18 protein-coding genes and 1 tRNA gene are annotated in these 20,254 nt (G+C 41.0%); all 19 read left to right on the top strand.

Annotation, left to right across the window (positions count from 1 at the left end; genetic code table 11):
• Position 1 precedes the first annotated feature (1 nt).
• The 19 genes from LKD41_RS08675 to spoIVB all read left to right on the top strand — a co-directional run bounded on the left by LKD41_RS08675 (position 2) and on the right by spoIVB (position 20,222).
• Positions 2-1,855 carry an ABC transporter ATP-binding protein gene (locus LKD41_RS08675; protein WP_227700940.1) on the top strand — a complete coding sequence of 618 codons (1,854 nt, stop codon included), beginning with the start codon at positions 2-4 and terminating at the stop codon, positions 1,853-1,855.
• 47 nt (positions 1,856-1,902) lie between these two features.
• A tRNA-Arg gene (locus LKD41_RS08680) sits at positions 1,903-1,974 on the top strand.
• A 139-nt stretch (positions 1,975-2,113) separates the two neighbouring features.
• Positions 2,114-3,373, top strand: a complete 1,260-nt coding sequence (locus LKD41_RS08685) for an SH3 domain-containing protein (protein WP_227700941.1) — start codon at positions 2,114-2,116, stop codon at positions 3,371-3,373.
• 203 nt (positions 3,374-3,576) lie between these two features.
• Positions 3,577-4,317 carry a pseudouridine synthase gene (locus tag LKD41_RS08690; RefSeq protein ID WP_227700942.1) on the top strand — a complete coding sequence of 247 codons (741 nt, stop codon included), beginning with the start codon at positions 3,577-3,579 and terminating at the stop codon, positions 4,315-4,317.
• 22 nt (positions 4,318-4,339) lie between these two features.
• The gene (gene ligA / locus LKD41_RS08695) at positions 4,340-6,313 is read left to right on the top strand and encodes an NAD-dependent DNA ligase LigA (RefSeq protein ID WP_227700943.1); all 1,974 of its coding nucleotides are present in this window, start codon (positions 4,340-4,342) and stop codon (positions 6,311-6,313) included.
• A 78-nt stretch (positions 6,314-6,391) separates the two neighbouring features.
• Positions 6,392-7,324, top strand: a complete 933-nt coding sequence (metA, locus tag LKD41_RS08700) for a homoserine O-acetyltransferase MetA (protein WP_022243236.1) — start codon at positions 6,392-6,394, stop codon at positions 7,322-7,324.
• Between the two features lie 46 nt (positions 7,325-7,370).
• Positions 7,371-7,850 carry a hypothetical protein gene (locus LKD41_RS08705; RefSeq protein ID WP_117698585.1) on the top strand — a complete coding sequence of 160 codons (480 nt, stop codon included), beginning with the start codon at positions 7,371-7,373 and terminating at the stop codon, positions 7,848-7,850.
• Between the two features lie 2 nt (positions 7,851-7,852).
• The gene (locus LKD41_RS08710; protein WP_227700944.1) at positions 7,853-9,817 is read left to right on the top strand and encodes an EAL domain-containing protein; all 1,965 of its coding nucleotides are present in this window, start codon (positions 7,853-7,855) and stop codon (positions 9,815-9,817) included.
• Positions 9,818-9,839: 22 nt separating this feature from the next.
• Entirely contained in the window at positions 9,840-10,217 is a 378-nt protein-coding gene (locus LKD41_RS08715) for an Asp23/Gls24 family envelope stress response protein (RefSeq protein WP_022243233.1), read from the top strand.
• 97 nt (positions 10,218-10,314) lie between these two features.
• Positions 10,315-10,710 (top strand): transcription antitermination factor NusB, encoded by a 396-nt coding sequence (gene nusB, locus LKD41_RS08720; RefSeq protein WP_022243232.1) that lies wholly within the window; start codon positions 10,315-10,317, stop codon positions 10,708-10,710.
• Positions 10,707-11,924, top strand: coding sequence for an exodeoxyribonuclease VII large subunit (xseA, locus tag LKD41_RS08725; protein ID WP_227700945.1), 1,218 nt, complete (start codon positions 10,707-10,709; stop codon positions 11,922-11,924). Before nusB ends, xseA begins: the two co-directional genes overlap by 4 nt.
• The gene (gene xseB / locus LKD41_RS08730) at positions 11,921-12,172 is read left to right on the top strand and encodes an exodeoxyribonuclease VII small subunit (protein ID WP_227700946.1); all 252 of its coding nucleotides are present in this window, start codon (positions 11,921-11,923) and stop codon (positions 12,170-12,172) included. Before xseA ends, xseB begins: the two co-directional genes overlap by 4 nt.
• Positions 12,172-13,059 carry a polyprenyl synthetase family protein gene (locus tag LKD41_RS08735; protein ID WP_022243229.1) on the top strand — a complete coding sequence of 296 codons (888 nt, stop codon included), beginning with the start codon at positions 12,172-12,174 and terminating at the stop codon, positions 13,057-13,059. The genes xseB and LKD41_RS08735 overlap by 1 nt, the downstream gene beginning before the upstream one ends.
• A 30-nt stretch (positions 13,060-13,089) precedes the next feature.
• On the top strand, positions 13,090-14,955 hold the full coding sequence (dxs, locus tag LKD41_RS08740) for a 1-deoxy-D-xylulose-5-phosphate synthase (protein ID WP_117841130.1): 1,866 nt from the start codon (positions 13,090-13,092) through the stop codon (positions 14,953-14,955).
• 5 nt (positions 14,956-14,960) lie between these two features.
• Complete coding sequence (locus LKD41_RS08745) at positions 14,961-15,761, top strand: TlyA family RNA methyltransferase (RefSeq protein WP_117841129.1); 801 nt, start codon at positions 14,961-14,963, stop codon at positions 15,759-15,761.
• A 4-nt stretch (positions 15,762-15,765) separates the two neighbouring features.
• The gene (locus tag LKD41_RS08750; RefSeq protein WP_227700947.1) at positions 15,766-16,620 is read left to right on the top strand and encodes an NAD(+)/NADH kinase; all 855 of its coding nucleotides are present in this window, start codon (positions 15,766-15,768) and stop codon (positions 16,618-16,620) included.
• Between the two features lie 14 nt (positions 16,621-16,634).
• Entirely contained in the window at positions 16,635-17,087 is a 453-nt protein-coding gene (gene argR / locus LKD41_RS08755) for an arginine repressor (RefSeq protein WP_022243225.1), read from the top strand.
• 33 nt (positions 17,088-17,120) lie between these two features.
• Positions 17,121-18,797, top strand: coding sequence for a DNA repair protein RecN (recN, locus tag LKD41_RS08760; protein ID WP_227700948.1), 1,677 nt, complete (start codon positions 17,121-17,123; stop codon positions 18,795-18,797).
• Positions 18,798-18,932: 135 nt separating this feature from the next.
• Complete coding sequence (gene spoIVB / locus LKD41_RS08765; protein WP_227700949.1) at positions 18,933-20,222, top strand: SpoIVB peptidase; 1,290 nt, start codon at positions 18,933-18,935, stop codon at positions 20,220-20,222.
• Positions 20,223-20,254 lie beyond the last annotated feature (32 nt).

The raw sequence follows: 20,254 nt of genomic DNA on the forward strand, positions 1-20,254 counted from the left end.
CATGAGTAATGAGCAAAGTTATCGTGCACCACGTCGTAGAGGTCCGAGAGGACCAATGGGCGGTGGAATGATGCCGGATGAAAAAGCAAAAGATTTTAAGGGCTCTTTCCGGAAACTTCTTTCTTATATTGGAAAATATAAAATTGGAATTGTTGCAGTTATGATACTTGCAATCTGTTCTACCGTATTTTCTGTATTAGGACCAAAGGTAATGGGTAAAGCTACTACGGCATTGGCAGACGGTCTGATGAATAAAGTAGCAGGAACCGGCGGAATTGATTTTACACTGATTGGAAAGATATTATTATTTACTCTTGGCTTATATATTATCAGTGCGGTATTCAGCTTTTTTCAGGGGTTTATTATGACTGGAATCACACAGAAAATCTGCTATCGTATGCGTAAAGAGATTTCTGAAAAAATCAACCGTATGCCGATGAAATATTTTGAAAGCAGAACTTATGGGGAAGTTCTTTCCCGTATTACCAATGATGTGGATACTTTGGGACAGAGCTTAAACCAGAGTGTGACACAGATTATTACCAGCGTGGCAACCATTATCGGAGTGCTTGTGATGATGCTTTCTATTTCACCACTGATGACACTGATTGCATTAGTAATTCTTCCGATTTCAGCGTTGATGGTTTCGGCAATTGCAAAATTTTCACAGAAATATTTCCGTACCCAGCAGGAGTACTTGGGACATATTAATGGACAGGTGGAAGAGACTTATTCCGGACATTTAGTTATCCAGGCATTTAATAAAGAAAAGGAAACCATAAAACGGTTTAATGATACAAACCATGTATTATATGAGTCTGCCTGGAAATCCCAGTTTTTATCCGGAATGATGCAGCCGGTTATGGTATTTGTCGGTAACCTTGGCTATGCAGGTGTGGCAATTTCCGGTGGAATGCTTGCAATTAACGGAACAATCGGAATTGGTGATATTCAGGCATTTATCCAGTATGTAAAGAGCTTCACCCAGCCAATCCAGCAGATTGCACAGGTCATTAACCAGGTACAGTCCATGACCGCAGCTTCGGAACGTGTTTTTGAATTCTTAGGTGAAGAGGAAGAAGACCAGACCACAGAAAATGCAGTGGAATTAAAGGATGTTCGTGGAGAAGTAGAATTCTCCCATGTGCATTTCGGATACAATCCGGATCAGATTATCATTAATGATTTCTCAGCAAAGGTAGAACCGGGACAGAAGATTGCCATTGTAGGACCAACCGGAGCAGGTAAGACTACCATGGTGAAGCTGCTGATGCGTTTTTATGATGTCAACAGTGGAAGCATCAGATTAGATGGTAACGATATCAGAAACTATAACCGCCGGGAGCTAAGAGATGCCTTCGGCATGGTACTTCAGGATACCTGGTTATTTAAAGGTACTATTATGGAAAATATCCGTTACGGAAGACTGGATGCCACGGACGAAGAAGTTATTGCAGCAGCAAAAGCAGCCCATGCCCATCATTTCATCCAGACACTGCCGGGTGGTTATAATATGGAATTAAATGAGGACGCCAGCAATGTATCCCAGGGACAGAAACAGTTGCTTACCATAGCCCGTGCTATTTTAGCAGACAACCGGGTATTGATTTTAGATGAAGCAACTTCTTCTGTTGATACCAGAACAGAGCACAGAATCCAGAAGGCTATGGATAACCTGATGAAAGGAAGAACAAGTTTTATTATTGCCCATCGTCTGTCTACCATTCGTGATGCTGATCTGATTCTCGTTATGAAAGATGGTGATATTATTGAACAGGGAAATCATGAAGAACTGTTACAGAAGAATGGTTTCTATGCACAGCTTTATAATTCCCAGTTTGAAGAAGCTTCTTAAATAAAACCTTTGATTTTTTTATATAGATGTGTTAGTATAAATAAGCTGCAACCGTAGTCTAATGGATAGAACGTCAGACTCCGACTCTGATAATGCGGGTTCGATTCCCGCCGGGTGCATTTTATAATTTATATTAACACATTTTTTTTGCGGGATTTATGTCCCGCAAAACTTATAAGAAACGTTTTTCATTATTTACACGGGCAGCTCACAAAGCATGCTTTTTTGGGGGTCATGGGTAAGGTTAGGAGGACAGATATGAAAGCGTCAGAAATCAAAGAAAAAATGAGTAAGATATCAAAGAATGATATAAGTAGTTTCTTTCAGAAGAACTGGAAATATTTTACTGCAGTAATATTATTTGTTGTATTGGCAGTAGTAATGATAAAATTCAGCAGTGGAAATAAAGATAAAGATAATGGACTTTCTACGGAACAGAGTACCGAATCAGAGAACTTTCAGGTAGATGCCGTTCCGGAAATCAATACCCTGATGCAGAATTATTACAATGCATATGCGGCAGGTGATCTGGCAACATTACAGACCTATGCAACACCTGTTTCCGAGAATGAACAGAGCCTGATTACCATGATGTCACAGTATGCAGAGAGTTATCAGAATATCAAATGTTATACCAAGTCAGGATTAGAAGCAGATTCTTATCTTGTCTGTGTAACGCTGGATTTGAAATTCGCAGGAGTAGATACTACAGCACCTGGTATGGAGTTCTTCTATGTAAAGAAGAATGAGCAGGGAGCACTTTATATTGATAACTTATACAGCAGCTTTAACCGTCATTATAAAGAACAGCCGACCGATAATAATGTGGAAAACTTAATCAGTAGTTTTGAAACACAGGAAGATGTCATTGCATTACAGGCAGAAGTACAGGCAAATTATGAAAAAGCAATTGCTTCAGATGAAAATCTTTCTAATATGGTAACGGTTACAATTGCTGATGCATATAATGCATGGGCAACAGCAATCGCACAGGCACAGGCACAGCAGCAGCCGGCAACAGAGGAGACACCGGCGGAACCAGAGACACCAGCGGAACCAGAGGCACCGGTGGAACCAGAGACACCAGCTGAGCCGGAAGTGACAACGGAGACGGTATATACACTGGATAAAGTAAATGTCAGACAGGAACCGAATGAGTCCGGAGCATTGCTTGGAACAGTTGAAAGGGGAACTGCACTGACAAGAACCGGTACGACAGAAGATGGATGGAGCAGCATTGATTACAATGGTACACCGGCATATGTAAAGAGTGACTATGTTTCAACAGAAGCACCGGCACAGGAGCCGGCGGCAGACACCAGCGGAATTGCAGCGGGCACTAAGATTACATTAACCAATACGGTTAATATCCGTTCCTCTATGAGTGAGACCGCATCCAAGGTTGGAGTTGCTTATGCAGGAGATTCTGTTACTGTTCAGATGAGCTATGCAGAAGGGTGGACAAAAGTCACCTGGAAAGATAAAGAAGGATATGTTAAGACAGAGTTCTTAAAATAATAAACAGATGGAGGTCTTAGGACCTCCGTTATTTTTACTTTACAGGAAATTGCTTTTCTGTAAAGTAAAAAACGCTCCGCGAGGATGCACACTGCGGCGTATAAGGTAGATGTTGCAAGCGACTGCCGCAGGCGCGAGAATGTGCCTTGGCACATTCTTTGTTCCGCGGGCAGTGAGAAAATTTACACAGGGTGAAACTATCGATGGAAGAAAACGGAGTCAGAATCAATAAATTTTTAAGTGAAGCAGGATATTGTTCCCGGAGAGGAGCTGACCGTCTGATTGAGCAGGGACGCATTACGGTAGATGGAAAAGTTCTTTCTGTTGGCTGTAAGGTGATGCCGGGACAGCGAGTGCGCGTAGATGGAAAAGAAATAAAAAAAGAAGAGGAAATGATTCTTCTTGCATTTAATAAGCCGGTGGGCATTGTCTGCACTGCTGCAAAAGACGAAAAAGACAATATTGTTGATTATATTCATTATCCGAAACGTATTTATCCGGTAGGAAGACTGGATAAAGATTCCCAGGGACTTATATTATTGACAAATAATGGGGATATTGTAAATAAGATGATGCGTGCCGGGAATATGCATGAAAAGGAATATGAAGTTACCGTAAATCATGACATAACGGAGACATTTTTAAAGAAAATGTCCGGGGGAGTTCCACTGGAAGAACTTGGTGTGGTTACAAGACCATGTGCAGTAGAAAAACTGGATGTGCGTAAATTCCGAATCATATTAACCCAGGGGTATAACCGGCAGATCCGCCGGATGTGTGAGTATTGCGGATATAAAGTAGTAAAATTAAAGAGAGTCCGCATTATGAATATAGAACTGGGCAGTCTCAAAAAAGGAAAGTACCGCAGAGTAACGGCGGAAGAGTGGACTGAGCTGAACCGGCGCATTTTAAATTCCAGCAATACAACAGTAATGCCAAAATAGATTGAGGGTAAGGAGCATATCCATGGATGAGAAGAAGAGAATTGAGGAACTGGTAAAAACGTTAAATGAGGCGTCCGAAGCATATTACAATGGACAGGATGAAATTATGTCAAACTATGAATGGGATGGCATGTTTGACGAACTGACCCGGTTAGAAGAAAAAACAGGATATATTCTGCCGGAAAGTCCGACACAGAATGCCGGATTTGAGGAAAGCAATGGTGAACGGGAAGCGCATGAATATCCGGCACTTTCCCTTGCCAAGACGAAACGGATTTCTGATTTACAGGTGTGGGCGGGAGAAAGACCAGTCTGGTTATCCTGGAAACTGGATGGATTAACATTGGTAGTAACTTATGATAATGGAAAACTTGTTAAGATTTTAACAAGAGGAAATGGAACCGTCGGCAGCAATATCACATTTATGAAGGATGCCATTGAAGGGATTCCAAAGACTGTAAAATATAAGGGACATCTGGTAGTCCGTGGCGAAGCGGCTATTACCTATACAGATTTTGAATTAATCAATGATACCATTGAAGATGATGATGAAAAATATGCCAATCCGAGAAATCTTGCATCCGGCACTTTAGGTCTGGATAAGAGCAATCTTGATAAAGTAAAGGAACGCCATATTCATTTTTATGCATTTACACTGGTGCATCTGGATGAAACAATGTCATCCTGGGGAGAACGGATGGATTATCTTGAGAAGCTTGGATTTACGACAGTAGCACATGAATTGACCGATGCGAAAGGGTTGGAGAAAGTTGTAGAACGCTGGACAAAGAAGGTAGAAGATGGTGAAATGGACATTCCGGTAGATGGACTGGTTATCTGTTACGAAGATAATGATTATGCCCAGACGGGTAGTGTTACCGGGCATCATGCGTCAAGAGCCGGTTATGCGTTTAAATGGCAGGATGTCTCTGCGGAGACCACATTAAAATATGTAGAGTGGTCCTGTGCGGCATCTACCATTTCTCCGGTAGCAGTATTTGAGCCGGTTGCACTGGAGGGAACCACCGTAAGCCGAGCCTCCCTTTGTAATATCAGTGAAATGGAACGTCTTGGAATCGGAGAAGATGGGAAGACAACACTTGATATTATTAAAGCAAATAAGATTATTCCAAAATGTATCGGCGTAAAGAAAAAGGAAGGAACTTTTACGATTCCGGAATTCTGTCCGGTATGCCATGCCAGAACGGAAATCAGAATCAGTGAACACAGCGGAACAAAGACTTTACATTGTACGAATCCGGACTGTACCGCAAAGCATGTAAAAAAATTCAGCCGCTTTGTCAGCAAGCCCGGCATGGACATTGACGGATTGTCCATACAGACCATGCTAAAGTTTATGAACTTAGGATATATCCATTATTTTGAAGATATTTATACACTTAAAAATCATGCGGATGAAATCCGCTCTTTAGACGGATTTGGCGAGAAATCCTGTAACAATATGCTGCAGGCAATTGAAAAGAGCAAAAATGTTGATCCGGTACATTTTATTTATGCACTATGCATTCCGCAGATTGGCACCGATGCAGGAAAGAAAATGATTGCTGCCCTTGGCACAGGAGGTTTCTTTCAGAAACTGCATGCAGGGGAAGGATTTGAGGATATTGACGGAATCGGACCGGAGCGTTCGACTTCCATGCTGGACTGGTACAGACAGAATCAAAACCGTCATACGGTAGCTGCATTAGAAGAAATATTAAACATTGCGGAAGTAGAGCCGAAGGTGACAGAGGGCGGAACCTGTGAAGGACTTACCTTTGTCATTACCGGTGATGTCCATCAGTTTAAAAACCGTACCGAATTTAAAGAGTATGTGGAGAGCCAGAACGGCTCTGTTACCGGCAGTGTTTCTAAGAAGACAGATTATCTTGTGAATAATGATATTGAATCCACATCATCAAAGAATCAGAAAGCAAAGAGTCTTGGCATTCCGATTATTTCTGAAGATATGTTTGTGGAACGTTTCGGAAAGTGAATTGCATATTGAAGTATTCGTAAAATTAAGGTATTATGAGATGAGATATGTGTATATGATGAAAAGAGGTTAGATAATATGCCGATTAAGATAATGAGCGATTTACCGTCCAGAGAGATTCTGGAACGGGAAAATGTGTTTGTTATGGATGAGGGAAGAGCAGAACATCAGGATATCCGCCCAATCCGGATTGGAATACTGAATCTGATGCCATTAAAAGAAGAAACGGAACTGCAATTGCTGCGTTCACTTGCAAATACACCATTACAGGTTGATGTTACCTTTTTAACGGTATCATCCCATGAATCAAAGAATACATCCATGAGTCATCTGAATCATTTTTATCAGACAATGGATGAAATCTGGGATGAGAATCTGGACGGACTGATTATAACCGGTGCACCGGTAGAAACCATGGAATACGAAGAGGTGGATTACTGGAAGGAAGTCTGTGATATTATGGAGTGGTCTAAGACCCACGTAACATCAACCCTGCATTTATGCTGGGGCGCACAGGCTGCCCTCTATTATCACTATGGTATCCCAAAATATATGCTGGATGAGAAAATGTTTGGAATTTTCGAACATCAGGTAAAGAACCGCAAAGTACCACTGGTAAGGGGATTTGATGACCGCTTTATGGCACCGCATTCGAGACATTCCGGAATCCGTAAAGAGGATATTGAGAAAGTAAAGGATATTACCATTCTTGCAGAATCAGAAAAAGCAGGTGTATTTCTGGCAATTGCCAATGAGGGACGCAAAATTTTTGTAATGGGACATCCGGAATATGACCGTTATACATTGGATGAGGAATATAAGCGTGATCTGCAGAAAGGGATGGATATTGCCATGCCGGAGAATTATTATCCGGACAATGATATCAATGCAAAACCATTACTGCAGTGGCGTTCACACGGTAATATGTTATATGCAAACTGGCTGAATTATTATGTGTATCAGCAGACACCATATGATTATATCAATACCAGAAAAATTGTGGGAAAATAAGCAGATTTCTTTTTGGAAAAAGGCTTAAGAAAATACAGGGGGCACAATGAAAACGGAGAAAAAAGGTGTAGAGGGACAACTTGATATTTTCGAAGCAATGAATCGTGCAGCAGATGCCATAGACCGGATGGTGGAAGAAGACCAGAAGAAAAAGAAGGCATCCGGAAATAAAACGGAATCCGGAGAGAAGTCTGCAAAAGCTGTAACCGGGCAGAAGAAAAACAAAGAGGATAAAATCATCCGTGGCTGTGATATGCATGCATCCATGCAGAAGACATTTCTTAACCCGGAAGACGGCGATTTTGCCATGATTGCTTATATTGACTACAACAAGGTTTATATCAGGGAATGGAATTCCCCGGCAGCGTTATATACTTTCGAAGAGTCAAAGAAGGCTGTGGATTTTTATATCGACAAACTGACGAAGATAAAGGCGGCAGGAATGGCAGAAGAAACAACAGAGCAGGAACCGTTCAGTGATGTAAAATATCTTTCAGATAATATTTATGCAGAGTGTGAGGGATAAGAATGGAGCATTTAGTATACTACGATATTGCGGCTGCATTTGTTCTTCTGACTGCATTAGTTGCGTATCATTTAAGAAAATACAGTGACAATTTTCAAAGCAGGGTATACCGCGTAATGTTGTATGCTCTGCTTGTCGTATCTACCAGCGACTTTTTACTGTTCTGGGAGGAAATTACTTTCGGAAAAACAGGAACTACAGTCCTGCTCTATATCTGTATTTTAGGACAGGTTGTGGCAGCGGCAGCATATCTTTTGTATATTCTGTGCCTGACAGGAAGAGTGGAACGCTTTATCCGGAAGGAAAAGGGATGGTTGTTTGTACCGGCCTGGATTGTAATCGCATTGCTGGTAGTACAGTTATTTATATCATATCTTTTTAAAGTGGGAACGGATGGCAGCTATCAGAGACAGAATGGAATTATGTTATTCTACCTATGTATGATTTATTTTTATCTGATGGGGGAAGTGTTTCTGGTTCGTTTCCGAAAACGGCTCAGCTTTGAAGTATTATTCTCTACGACTGTATTTGCAGTTGTAAGTGTGTTTACACTGGTGCTTCATATTGCATTTCCGGGTTTCCGGTTTCAGTTTTTTGGAATGGCAATGTGCGTACTTTTATATCTGATTTCTTCGGAAAGGCCACAGGAATATACGGTGCCGGAGCTTGAAATTATGAACCGGAGGGCATTTTTAAAAGAGTCGGAGGAACGCCTGTTAGGAAGTGAGCGTTTTCCGATGCTTGTCATTAAAGTGCATAATTTAAAGGTGATGCGGCAGACATTGGGAAATGATTCCGTCAATGAATTCCTGAAGGAAATGGCGGCATTTTTTCGTAAGCTTATCGACAATTCCCGTATTTACCAGTTTTCACAGAGCGTATATGTGCTGGCGTTAGACCGGAAGAAGAAGGATATTGATTCTTCCTTACTGATCCGGCAGATTCTGGACCGGTTTGAACAGCCATGGCATTCCGGCAGTGTAGAGACAAAATTCCGGATTCATATCAGCAGTATTGTGTGTCCGCGTGATGCGAATAATCTGAATGGATTAATTGACTATATCCAGTATATGCGTTCATTATCATCTGAAAATGGAAATGTAGTATTAAAGACTGCTGAGATGGATATTGACCGGCCAAAGAGGGAACTTCGTATCCGGAAACTTTTGAATGATGCAGTAGACCATAAAGGTTTCGAAGTCTTTTACCAGCCGATTTATTCGGTGACAGAAAACAGAATCGTATCTGCGGAAGCACTGATCCGGCTGAAAGATCAGAGTATGGGCTACATTTCTCCGGAAGAATTTATTCCAATTGCAGAAAAGAGCGGAATGATTATGCAGATTGGAGAATTTGTATTTGAGACAGTCTGTCGTTTTATCCAGGAAAAGCAGCTTACAGACTATGGCTTACAGTATATAGAAATAAATCTGTCTGTGGTGCAGTGTATGCAGGAAAATCTTGCCGAGAGGTTGACGGAAATAATGAAGAAGTATCATGTAGCACCAGCCCAGATCAATCTTGAGATTACTGAGACAGCGGCAGCCCATAGTGATATGTTGGAAAACAATATCAAGATACTGCATAAGCAGGGCATTGAGTTTTCTTTGGATGATTATGGCTCGGGATATTCCAATACGGATTATCTGTTCCGGTTTCCATTCCGTATCGTAAAAATTGATAAAACCATTCTGTGGGAAGCATTTAAAAATGAAAAGGCAATGATTGCATTGCGTAATACTATCCGCATGATTAAAGAACTTGGGCTTGAGATTGTGGTAGAAGGAGTAGAAAACCAGGAATATGTAGATTATCTGACAGAACAGCACTGTGATTATCTGCAGGGATATTTTTATTCCAAGCCGATTCCGGACAGAGATTTCTTAGAACTTTTACGCAGGGAAAATGCACAATATTATGCGGAAAGGTTTTCAAAAAATGAATTATCTGATATAATAACCACATAATATTTTTGTAGGAGGCAAAACGATGGCAGATAATAGAAAAGTTGTTAAAATAAAAGAAGATAACCTTGGGGAAGTACATGTGGCAGATGAGGTCGTTGCTATTATTGCAGGACTTGCAGCAACAGAAGTAGAAGGAGTTGCATCCATGGCTGGCAATATTACCAATGAACTGGTGAGCAAACTTGGAATGAAGAATTTATCTAAGGGTGTTAAGGTAGAAGTGGCAGAGAAAACAGTCAGCGTAGAAGTAGCTTTAAATATTTCTTATGGCTATTCTATTCCAGAAGTATCTGAGAAAGTACAGGAGAAGGTAAAATCTGCAATTGAGACTATGACAGGATTATCCGTAGCAATTGTTAATGTCAGAATTGCTACGGTTGACATGAAAAATACGAAATAATACTTTTGTGATAACCGCAGATGTAGTATAATAAAGAATGCTGTTAAAGCATTCTTTTTTATAGTTACATGGAAGACCAATATTGAAAGGATACAACATGAGCAGGAGAAAAATCAGAGAACAGATATTTAAAATGTTATTCCGTGTGGAATTTTATAGTGAGAAGGAATACGAAGAGCAGATGAATCTGTTTATCGAAGAGAATGAACCGATTGAGAAGCCGGATGAGCGCTATATTGAAGATAAATTTAATAAGATTATTGCTGTTTTAGAGGAAATCGATAAGATTATCAATGAATCATCCAAAGGCTGGAAAACAACCCGTATGGGCAAAGTTGATCTGACCCTGATTCGTCTTGCTGTATATGAGATAAAATATGAAGAGGATATTCCAACCGGAGTAGCCATCAATGAAGCAGTAGAACTGGCAAAAAAATATGGAACAGATGATTCACCGGCATTTATCAACGGAATATTGGCAAAAATCGCATGATGAAGAAAGTATATGGGGTAACCCAGATTAACCGATACATCAGGAATATGTTTGCCCAGGATTTTGTCCTGCATCAGGTATGTGTGAAGGGTGAGGTATCGAATTGTAAATATCATTCCACCGGTCATATTTATTTTACTTTAAAGGAAAATAACAGTGCCATCAGTGCAATTATGTTTGCCGGTAACCGGGGTGGGTTATCCTTTCGTATGAAGGATGGCGACAAAGTCGAGGTAACAGGTTCTATTGAAGTATTTGAACGGGACGGCAGATATCAGATATATGCAAAAGAAATTACACTTGCCGGTGCAGGGGATTTATATGCCAGATTTCTTCAATTGAAACAGGAACTTGAGGAAATGGGCATGTTTGCGGAAGAGTATAAAAAACCGATTCCGCAGTATGCCGGACGCATTGGAATTGTTACAGCACCTACCGGGGCTGCAATACAGGATATCCGTAATATTGCTGCACGAAGAAATCCTTATGTGCAGCTTATTCTATATCCGGCACTGGTACAGGGTGAGGGTGCCAAAGAAAGCATTGTAAATGGGATTCATGCATTGGATGCCATGCATTTGGACATTATCATTGTGGGGCGTGGTGGTGGCTCCATAGAGGATTTATGGGCATTCAACGAAGAAATTGTTGCAAGGGCAATTTTTGAATGTGAAACACCGGTTATTTCTGCAGTGGGACATGAAGTGGATTACACCATTGCGGATTATGTGGCAGACTTGCGGGCACCGACTCCGTCTGCAGCAGCAGAACTTGCGGTATATGACAGGAATCAGATGTTACAGCGGATACGGACTGACCGGGTACATCTGATGCGCAGCATGAAGAGTAAAATTGCTGTGATACAGGGACGCATGGAGACACTGAAGGCAAGATTAATGCAACAGAGTCCTGTATATCGTCTGAACAGTCAAAAACAGTATCTGGGGGAATTACAGCTTCGCTTAGAGCATGGCATGACACAGCAGTTAGATAAGAATAAGGCAAGACTTCGGATGTTAGCCCAGCATTTCGATGATATTTCGCCATTGAAACGATTGGGACAGGGATATGCATATGTTTCTGACAGCCGGAAGAATGGTTTAAAAAGTGTTTCACAGGTTTCAAAAGGAGAACAATTGCAGATCAGTGTAAAAGACGGAACCGTTAAGGCAAGAGTAGAAGAAATCATATGCCAGGAGGAAATCGGAAGATGACAGATCATACAATCAATGAAAATGAGACAGATAATATAACGGAAAAAAAAGAAAATGAGAATTTAGAGGATTTATTTGCAGAAGTGGAACAGCTGATTGCACATATGGAGGAAGACATTTCTCTGGATGAATCCTTTGTCTGCTATGAGCAGGGCATGAAGAAGCTGAAACACTGCAGTGAGCGGATAGATTCGATTGAAAAGAAAATGTTAGTGTTGAATGAACAGGGAATGCTGGAGGAATTTTAATGGATATGACAGCAGAGCTTACAAAGCGGACAGAACAGATTGAAAACATCATAAAAAAATATCTTCCGGAGGAAGAAGGCTATCAGAAGCAGGTAATTGAAGCCATGAATTATAGTTTTCTTGCAGGAGGAAAGCGGTTAAGACCAATGCTGATGTTGGAAACTTACCGCATGTTTGGTGGAAAATCAGAGGTAATTGAGCCATTCATGGCAGCCATTGAGATGATTCATACTTATTCTTTAATTCATGATGATCTGCCGGCAATGGATAATGATGAATACCGCCGCGGACGAAAGACAACGCATATTGTCTATGGAGAAGCTATGGCAATTCTTGCCGGGGATGGTCTTTTGAATTTTGCCTATGAGACAGCATTGACAGCATTACAGACGGAACAGACGCCTAATGTGGCAAAGGCATTGCTTGTATTATCACAGAAAGCCGGAATTTATGGTATGGTAGGGGGACAGACCGTAGATGTGGAAACGGATCAAACACAGTCTGTCACCAGAGACCAGTTAGATTTTATTTATAAATTAAAGACCAGTGCTTTGATTGAAGCATCTATGTTAATTGGTGCAATTCTTGCAGGAGCCACGAAAAGCGAGCAGAAGATTATCGAAGAGGCGGCATCAGAGATTGGTCTGGCATTCCAGATCCAGGATGATATTTTAGATGTTACCGGTAATCAGGAAGTGCTTGGAAAACCGGTTGGCAGTGATGCCAAAAACGAAAAGGCAACTTATGTTACATATGAGGGATTGAAAAAAGCACAGGAAGATGTGAAACGATATTCAAAACATGCAGTGAATTTATTAGAATCACTGGTGGTAAAAAATGAATTTCTGATTCATCTGGTGGAATATCTGATTCATAGGGAGAAATAAGAACTTCAGAAACCAAAGGAGTAAAGATACATGGTGCTGGAAAAGATTGAGCATGAAAACGATATAAAAAGGATAAATAAAAACGAACTTCCGATTCTGGCAGAGGAAATCCGCTCTTTTTTGATTGATAAAATATCAAAAACCGGTGGGCACCTTGCCTCCAATCTTGGCGTGGTAGAGCTTACCATGGCACTGCATCTTGCTTTTGATTTACCAGAGGATAAAATTATCTGGGATGTAGGACATCAGTCTTATACCCATAAATTACTGACAGGAAGAAAAGCCGGTTTTGATGAACTGAGAAAATACGGCGGCATGAGCGGATTCCCCAAACGTCATGAAAGTGATTGCGACTGCTTTGATACGGGACACAGTTCGACTTCCATATCCGCAGGATTAGGCTATGCAATGGCAAGGGAGATTACCGGAGAAAAGTACAAAGTCATCTCTGTTATCGGAGATGGTGCATTGACCGGCGGAATGGCTTATGAGGCATTGAATAATGCATCCAAATTAAAGTCAAATCTGATTATTGTTTTAAATGACAATAAGATGTCTATATCGGAAAATGTCGGCGGTGTATCCAGATATTTAAGCGGACTTCGTACCGCAGAATCTTATCAGGGATTAAAGAATGGTATTACGAATTCCCTGAACAGCATTCCGAAATATGGAGAACGTATTGTTGAGAAAATCCGTAAGACCAAAAATGGAATCAAGCAGCTTGTGATTCCGGGCATGCTCTTTGAAAATATGGGAATCCTTTATTTAGGACCGGTAGATGGTCATAATATTCCTGCCATGGTGAAATTATTCAAAGAAGCCTCTAAGGTGGAAGGACCGGTTCTGGTACATGTGATTACGGAAAAAGGAAAAGGATACCTTCCGGCAGAACGCCATCCGGCACGTTTTCATGGAACGGAAGCCTTTGATGTTGAGACAGGACTGCCTCTTGTGAAACGGGTAAAAGCCAATTATACCGATATTTTTTCTACGGTTATGCGTAAATTGGGCGACCGGGATGAAAAAGTGGTTGCCATTACAGCGGCAATGGCAGATGGAACCGGACTAAAAAGATTCCGGAATATGTTCCCGGAACGTTTCTTTGATGTGGGAATTGCAGAAGAACATGCAGTGACTTTTGCCGCAGGATTGGCAGCAGCCGGTTTGAAGCCGATTGTAGCGGTTTATTCTTCTTTCCTGCAAAGAGCATATGACCAGATTCTGCATGATGTCTGTATACAGGAATTGCATGTAGTATTTGCCATTGACCGTGCAGGACTTGTGGGCAGTGATGGAGAAACTCATCAGGGAATCTTTGATTTATCTTATCTTTCCTGTCTGCCGAATATGACAATTTTAGCACCTAAGAATAAGTGGGAATTATCAGATATGATAAAATATGCCGTGGATTTTTCCGGACCGATTGCAGTACGATATCCGAGAGGCGAAGCCTTTGATGAATTAAAGGAATATCGGGCACCGTTAGAATATGGTAAGGCAGAAGTTCTTTATGAAGAGAGTGAAATTTTACTTTTGGCAGTAGGAAGCATGGTAAAGACAGCACTTACCGTAAGGGAACAATTAAAAGAAAAAGGTTATTCCTGCTCTCTTGTCAATGCAAGATTTGTGAAGCCTTTTGATGAAGAACTGCTTCTTAAGCTGCAGAAGAATCATAAGCTTCTGGTTACGCTGGAAGAAAATGTGCAATCCGGAGGCTTTGGAGAGCATGTATTGGAATTTATGAATACAAATGGAGATGGTTCCATGGAGGTTTTAAATATTGCAATACCGGATGTGTATGTAGAGCATGGAAATGTAGAACTTCTCCGCAAAGAAACAGGAATTGATGCAGATGGAATTATCGGTAAGATTATAGACAGAAAGGCACAGTAAGAACGATGAAAGAAAGATTGGATGTTCTTTTGGTACAGAAGGGACTGGCAGAATCCAGGGAAAAAGCAAAGACTATGATTATGGAAGGAAATGTCTTTGTGGATGGACAGAGAGAGGATAAAGCAGGAACAAATTTTGATACAGAGGCAGAGATTGAAGTCCGGGGAAATACATTAAAATATGTCAGCCGTGGTGGACTGAAGTTAGAGAAAGCAATGAAGGAATTTGATATTTCTTTAGAGGGAATGGTCTGCATGGATATCGGCGCATCCACCGGCGGATTTACTGACTGTATGTTGCAAAATGGTGCAGTGAAAGTATATTCTGTAGATGTAGGATATGGACAGTTTGCCTGGAAATTAAGAAATGACCCAAGGGTTGTCTGTATGGAGAAAACCAATATCCGTTATGTAACGCCGGAAGATATTGCAGATGTCCTTGATTTTGCATCCGTTGATGTATCTTTTATTTCTCTTACCAAGGTGCTGGTACCGGCAAGGGAGCTGCTGCGGGACGGTGGAAGAATGGTCTGCCTGATTAAGCCACAGTTTGAAGCCGGAAGGGAAAAAGTAGGAAAAAAAGGTGTTGTCCGTGACCCAAAGGTACATGAGGAAGTCATCCATAAGGTAATTGATTTTGCGTTGGAAAATGGATTTTCTGTTCATAATCTTTCCTATTCACCGATTAAGGGGCCGGAGGGAAATATTGAATATCTGGTATATATTGAGAAAAACAGCGAGAGCAAGAAGGAGGAGACCATTGATGTGGAGGCCATCGTAGAGGCGGCACATACATCATTGTCCTAGATATATGAAGCATTTTTTCATAATTGTAAACGCACAAAAAGACAGTGAACTTATTTTTACCAATCAGATTATAGATTACATCAGACGTAAGGGTGGAACCTGTGATTATTTTGCCAGCTTTGAGGAAGAAAAAGCGGAATCAGTGGAAAAAGAAATTCCAACAGAAACCGAGGCGGTGCTTGTTATTGGTGGAGATGGAACATTAATTCGTGCGGCACGCAATCTGGTAAAGAAAAATATTCCGCTGCTGGGAATTAATTTAGGAAAGCTTGGATATCTTTGTGAGGTAGAAGAGAATACGATATTCCCGGCAATTGATGAATTGATGGCTGACCGTTATACCATAGAGCAGAGAATGCTTTTAGATGGCTATACCGTACAAAGTGGCGGAGAGAAGATTCAGAGGGTTGCGTTAAATGATGTGGTCATCCATCGTACGGGAGCACTTCAGATTGTGAATCTGAATGCTTATGTAAATGGAGAGTATCTCTATAATTTTAAGGCGGATGGAATCATTGTGGCAACACCAACCGGTTCCACCGGTTACAGTATGTCGGCAGGTGGCCCTATTGTGGACCCGAAAGCCAACCTTTTGCTGTTGACACCAATCAATGCACATACGTTGAATTCCAAGAGCATTGTAATCGGACCGGAAGATGAAATTACCATTGAAGTAGGCATGCGGAGAAGCCAGCGGGATGAGCAGGTGGAAGTGAGCTTCGATGGAGATTCCGGAGTGGAACTTAAGGTTGGTGACAAGATTGTAGTGCATAAGGCAGAAGAATCCGTAGGGATTATTCGTTTGAGTAAGATTAGTTTCCTTGAAATTTTGCGGAAAAAGATGCAGAATTATACATAACAGGAGGGACTGTAATGAAGATAGGACGACATGCAAAGATTCTGGAATTAATTCAGAAGAATGAGATAGGCACACAGGAAGAATTATCAGCAAAGTTGGAGCAGGAAGGATATCATGTGACACAGGCAACGGTTTCACGGGATATCAGAGAGTTAAAACTGACTAAGGTAGCATTGAGCAATGGCCGTCAGAAATATGTAGCTTTATCTGAAAATAAGGAAGACATGACAGAAAAGTATGTCCGTGTATTCCGGGATGGTTTTGTATCTATGGATATGGCACAGAATATTCTTGTGATTAAGACGGTATCCGGAATGGCAATGGCAGTTGCGGCAGCATTGGATGCCATGGATTGCCATGAAATAGTAGGAAGCATTGCTGGAGATGATACAATTATGTGCGCTGTCCGTACCGTAGAGGATACCACGGCGTTAATGGGACGTCTTCGCCGGATTATGGAAGATTAGAGTGAAAGACGAGAGAGAGTAGAAGGAGAAAATATGTTAAGAAACCTGCATGTTAAGAACCTGGCACTCATTGATGAGGCGGAAGTCGATTTTGAAAAAGGGTTAAATATCCTGACCGGAGAGACAGGAGCCGGAAAATCAATTATCATTGGTTCCATTAATCTGGCTCTGGGAGAAAAGGTATCCAAAGAGATGTTAAGGGATAATGAGGAGAATGCCTTTGTGGAGCTGATTTTTGATGTAGAATCAGATGCTTTAAAGAAAGCACTTTCCGGGCTTGATGTTTATCCGGAGGATGATATGCTGATTTTAAGCAGAAAGATTTCCGGAGGAAGAAGCATCGCCAAAATCAATGGGGAAAGTGTTCCGGCATCAAAGATGAAAGCAGTTTCTGCGTTGCTGATTGATATTCATGGACAGCATGAACACCAGTCGCTGCTTAAGAAACAGAAGCATTTAGAAATCCTTGATGATTATGCAAGAAATGAACTGTCGGACATCAAAAGTGAGTTGAAAGAAACTTATAAAAAGTACCGTGAAGTTACGAAAGAGTTAGAAGAAGCTTCTCTGGATGAAGAGAGCCGGATGCGGGAATTATCTCTTTTAGAATATGAAATCCATGAAATTGAAGAAGCTGCATTAACAGCTGGCGAAGATGAAGTTTTAGAAACAAAATACCGGAAGCTTCTGAACGGAAAGAAAATTATGGAAGCAATTCATGCAGCCCATGGATTACTCAGCATGGAAGACGGCAGTGCATCGGAGCTTACCGGAAGAGCTCATAGAGAATTGTCATCTGTGGCAGATTATGATGATGCAATTCGTGGGATGGCAGATGAACTTTTGGAAATTGATAATCTTTTGAATGATTTGAACCGGGAAATTGCGGACTATATGGATGAGGCTGAATTTGATGATGAGACTTTTGCCGGGACAGAGCAGCGTCTGGATGAAATCAACCATCTGAAGGCAAAATACGGTCATACGATAGATGAAATTTTAGCATCCTTAGAGAAAAAAAAGGAAAAAGCAGAGAAGCTGCAGAATTATGATATATATCATAAGAAGCTTATGCAACAGGAAAATGCATTAAAAGAAACATTGCAGAAGCAGTCAGAAAAAGCATCTGCAATCCGCAAAAAATATGCGAAGGAACTGGCAGAAAAAATCAGGGAGCAGTTAGTAGATTTGAACTTCTTAGATGTTCGTTTTGAAATGAAATTTGAGCAGAAAGAGACTTTTGGAGCAGATGGCTTTGATGAAGTGGAATTTGTCATTGCAACCAACCCGGGAGAGCCATTAAAACCACTTGGCAGCGTAGCATCCGGTGGAGAATTATCAAGAATTATGCTGGCATTAAAAACAGTGCTTGCTAAAAATGATGAAATAGAAACCTTGATTTTTGACGAAATTGATACAGGAATCAGCGGAAGGACGGCGCAGATGGTATCTGAAAAAATGCATATGATTGCAGAACATCATCAGGTAATCTGCATCACACATCTGCCGCAGATTGCTGCAATGGCAGATGCCCATTTCAGTATTGAAAAATCCGTAGAAAATGAGACAACCATTTCTACCATACGAAGACTCACCGAGGATGAGCAGGTAACTGAATTAGCAAGAATGCTTGGTGGAGTGAGGATTACAGACACCGTATTGGAAAGTGCAAGAGAAATGCTTAACCTGGCACAAAATGCTAAAAAATAAACGATTGAATCAAACAATAATACACATAATAAAAACAGGATATTCAATGAATATCCTGTTTTTATTTTACGCGGGAAAGCTGTAAAGAGAGTTTCCTGTAGTTATTATGCCTGTAGTGAGGAAAATATAATGCGGATGAGATTAATAAGAAAAAGCATAAAAAATATATGGCAGATTATAGTGATTGTCTGGCTGGTATTTGCTTACCAGCTTATGTTAAATATGGTTCCGGATGAAGTAAAACTTATCGATGGTGATTTAAGTAAACTGGACATTTCCATGCCGGTGACCTTCGAATGCCGGGATTCCGGAAAGAGATTTATCGATACATCTGTAATGGAAAATCAGCAGCTGCAAAGCAGCATGGACAAGGCCGGTGCCGAAAGAAATGAAATAGATATGGCTTCAGATACGGTTGTTTTACGAGCGAAGCTATTTGGAATTATACCAATAAAAGAGGTGCAGGCAGATATTGTAGCGGAACAGGAGGTCTATGCCAGCGGGGAAAATATTGGTATTTATGTGCAGACGGATGGCATCTTTGTCATCGGAACGGGAAATTTTGAAGGGATGGATGGAGTACTGTATGCACCGGCACAGAATGTTTTAAAGAGTGGAGATTATATTTGTGCAGTAGATGGAAAAAAGCTTGAAAATAAGGAGGCGTTAATGGATGCTGTCGATAAATGTGAAGGAAAATCTTTAGTGCTTCGGATACGTCGAAATGGAGAAACATTAGAATTATATATACAGCCGAAATTGTCAAAAGAAGAAACGTATAAATTAGGAGTCTGGGTAAGGGATGATCTGGCAGGAATCGGAACACTTACCTATATCAGCCAGGATGGAAGCTATGGGGCACTGGGACATGCGGTAACAGACATGGATACCGGAAGTATGCTGGAAGTGGGGACGGGAAAACTTTATAACAGCAGACTGGTGGGAATCGTAAAAGGAGAATCCGGTAAACCGGGTGAATTATCAGGAGTCATTAATTATGAAGAAAAATATTGTATGGGAGATATTGAGGAGAACTGCGAACGAGGAATCTATGGAACATTACATGAAAAAAATAATTTGCTGGAAAATGCCGTAGCTTATCCGGTTGGTTATAAGCAGGATATTGAACCTGGAGAAGCAGAAATTATCAGTGATATCGACGGAACGATAGCGCATTATAAGATAAGAATTACGGAAGTTAATTATCGGAAGAATAAGGAGAACAAAAGTATTTTATTTGAAGTAGAGGATGCGGCACTGTTAGAGAGCACCGGAGGTATTGTACAGGGAATGAGCGGCAGCCCGGTGATTCAGAACGGAAGGCTGATAGGTGCAGTTACCCATGTGTTCGTCGATGATGCAAAGAAGGGGTATGGTATTTTTATTGAGGATATGTTAGAGATAGAGAAAACGTCGAATCCATAAGAAAAAACAGTTTATAATTTAACGACATGTTT

The organism is Roseburia sp. CLA-AA-H209 (assembly GCF_020687575.1).
In the GTDB taxonomy this organism is placed as follows: Bacteria; Bacillota; Clostridia; order Lachnospirales; family Lachnospiraceae; genus Roseburia_C; species Roseburia_C amylophila.

Bases quoted from the DNA above. Each gene is read 5' to 3' on its own strand.
- LKD41_RS08710 (WP_227700944.1), top strand. From the start codon at position 7,853: ATGGAGCATTTAGTATACTACGATATTGCGGCTGCATTTGTTCTTCTG.
- LKD41_RS08745 (WP_117841129.1), top strand. From the start codon at position 14,961: ATGAAAGAAAGATTGGATGTTCTTTTGGTACAGAAGGGACTGGCAGAA.
- LKD41_RS08685 (WP_227700941.1), top strand. From the start codon at position 2,114: ATGAAAGCGTCAGAAATCAAAGAAAAAATGAGTAAGATATCAAAGAAT.
- LKD41_RS08735 (WP_022243229.1), top strand. From the start codon at position 12,172: ATGGATATGACAGCAGAGCTTACAAAGCGGACAGAACAGATTGAAAAC.
- xseA (WP_227700945.1), top strand. From the start codon at position 10,707: ATGATGAAGAAAGTATATGGGGTAACCCAGATTAACCGATACATCAGG.
- metA (WP_022243236.1), top strand. From the start codon at position 6,392: ATGCCGATTAAGATAATGAGCGATTTACCGTCCAGAGAGATTCTGGAA.
- LKD41_RS08690 (WP_227700942.1), top strand. From the start codon at position 3,577: ATGGAAGAAAACGGAGTCAGAATCAATAAATTTTTAAGTGAAGCAGGA.
- ligA (WP_227700943.1), top strand. From the start codon at position 4,340: ATGGATGAGAAGAAGAGAATTGAGGAACTGGTAAAAACGTTAAATGAG.
- spoIVB (WP_227700949.1), top strand. From the start codon at position 18,933: ATGAGATTAATAAGAAAAAGCATAAAAAATATATGGCAGATTATAGTG.
- argR (WP_022243225.1), top strand. From the start codon at position 16,635: ATGAAGATAGGACGACATGCAAAGATTCTGGAATTAATTCAGAAGAAT.
- LKD41_RS08750 (WP_227700947.1), top strand. From the start codon at position 15,766: ATGAAGCATTTTTTCATAATTGTAAACGCACAAAAAGACAGTGAACTT.
- LKD41_RS08705 (WP_117698585.1), top strand. From the start codon at position 7,371: ATGAAAACGGAGAAAAAAGGTGTAGAGGGACAACTTGATATTTTCGAA.
- LKD41_RS08675 (WP_227700940.1), top strand. From the start codon at position 2: ATGAGTAATGAGCAAAGTTATCGTGCACCACGTCGTAGAGGTCCGAGA.
- LKD41_RS08715 (WP_022243233.1), top strand. From the start codon at position 9,840: ATGGCAGATAATAGAAAAGTTGTTAAAATAAAAGAAGATAACCTTGGG.
- nusB (WP_022243232.1), top strand. From the start codon at position 10,315: ATGAGCAGGAGAAAAATCAGAGAACAGATATTTAAAATGTTATTCCGT.
- recN (WP_227700948.1), top strand. From the start codon at position 17,121: ATGTTAAGAAACCTGCATGTTAAGAACCTGGCACTCATTGATGAGGCG.
- dxs (WP_117841130.1), top strand. From the start codon at position 13,090: ATGGTGCTGGAAAAGATTGAGCATGAAAACGATATAAAAAGGATAAAT.
- xseB (WP_227700946.1), top strand. From the start codon at position 11,921: ATGACAGATCATACAATCAATGAAAATGAGACAGATAATATAACGGAA.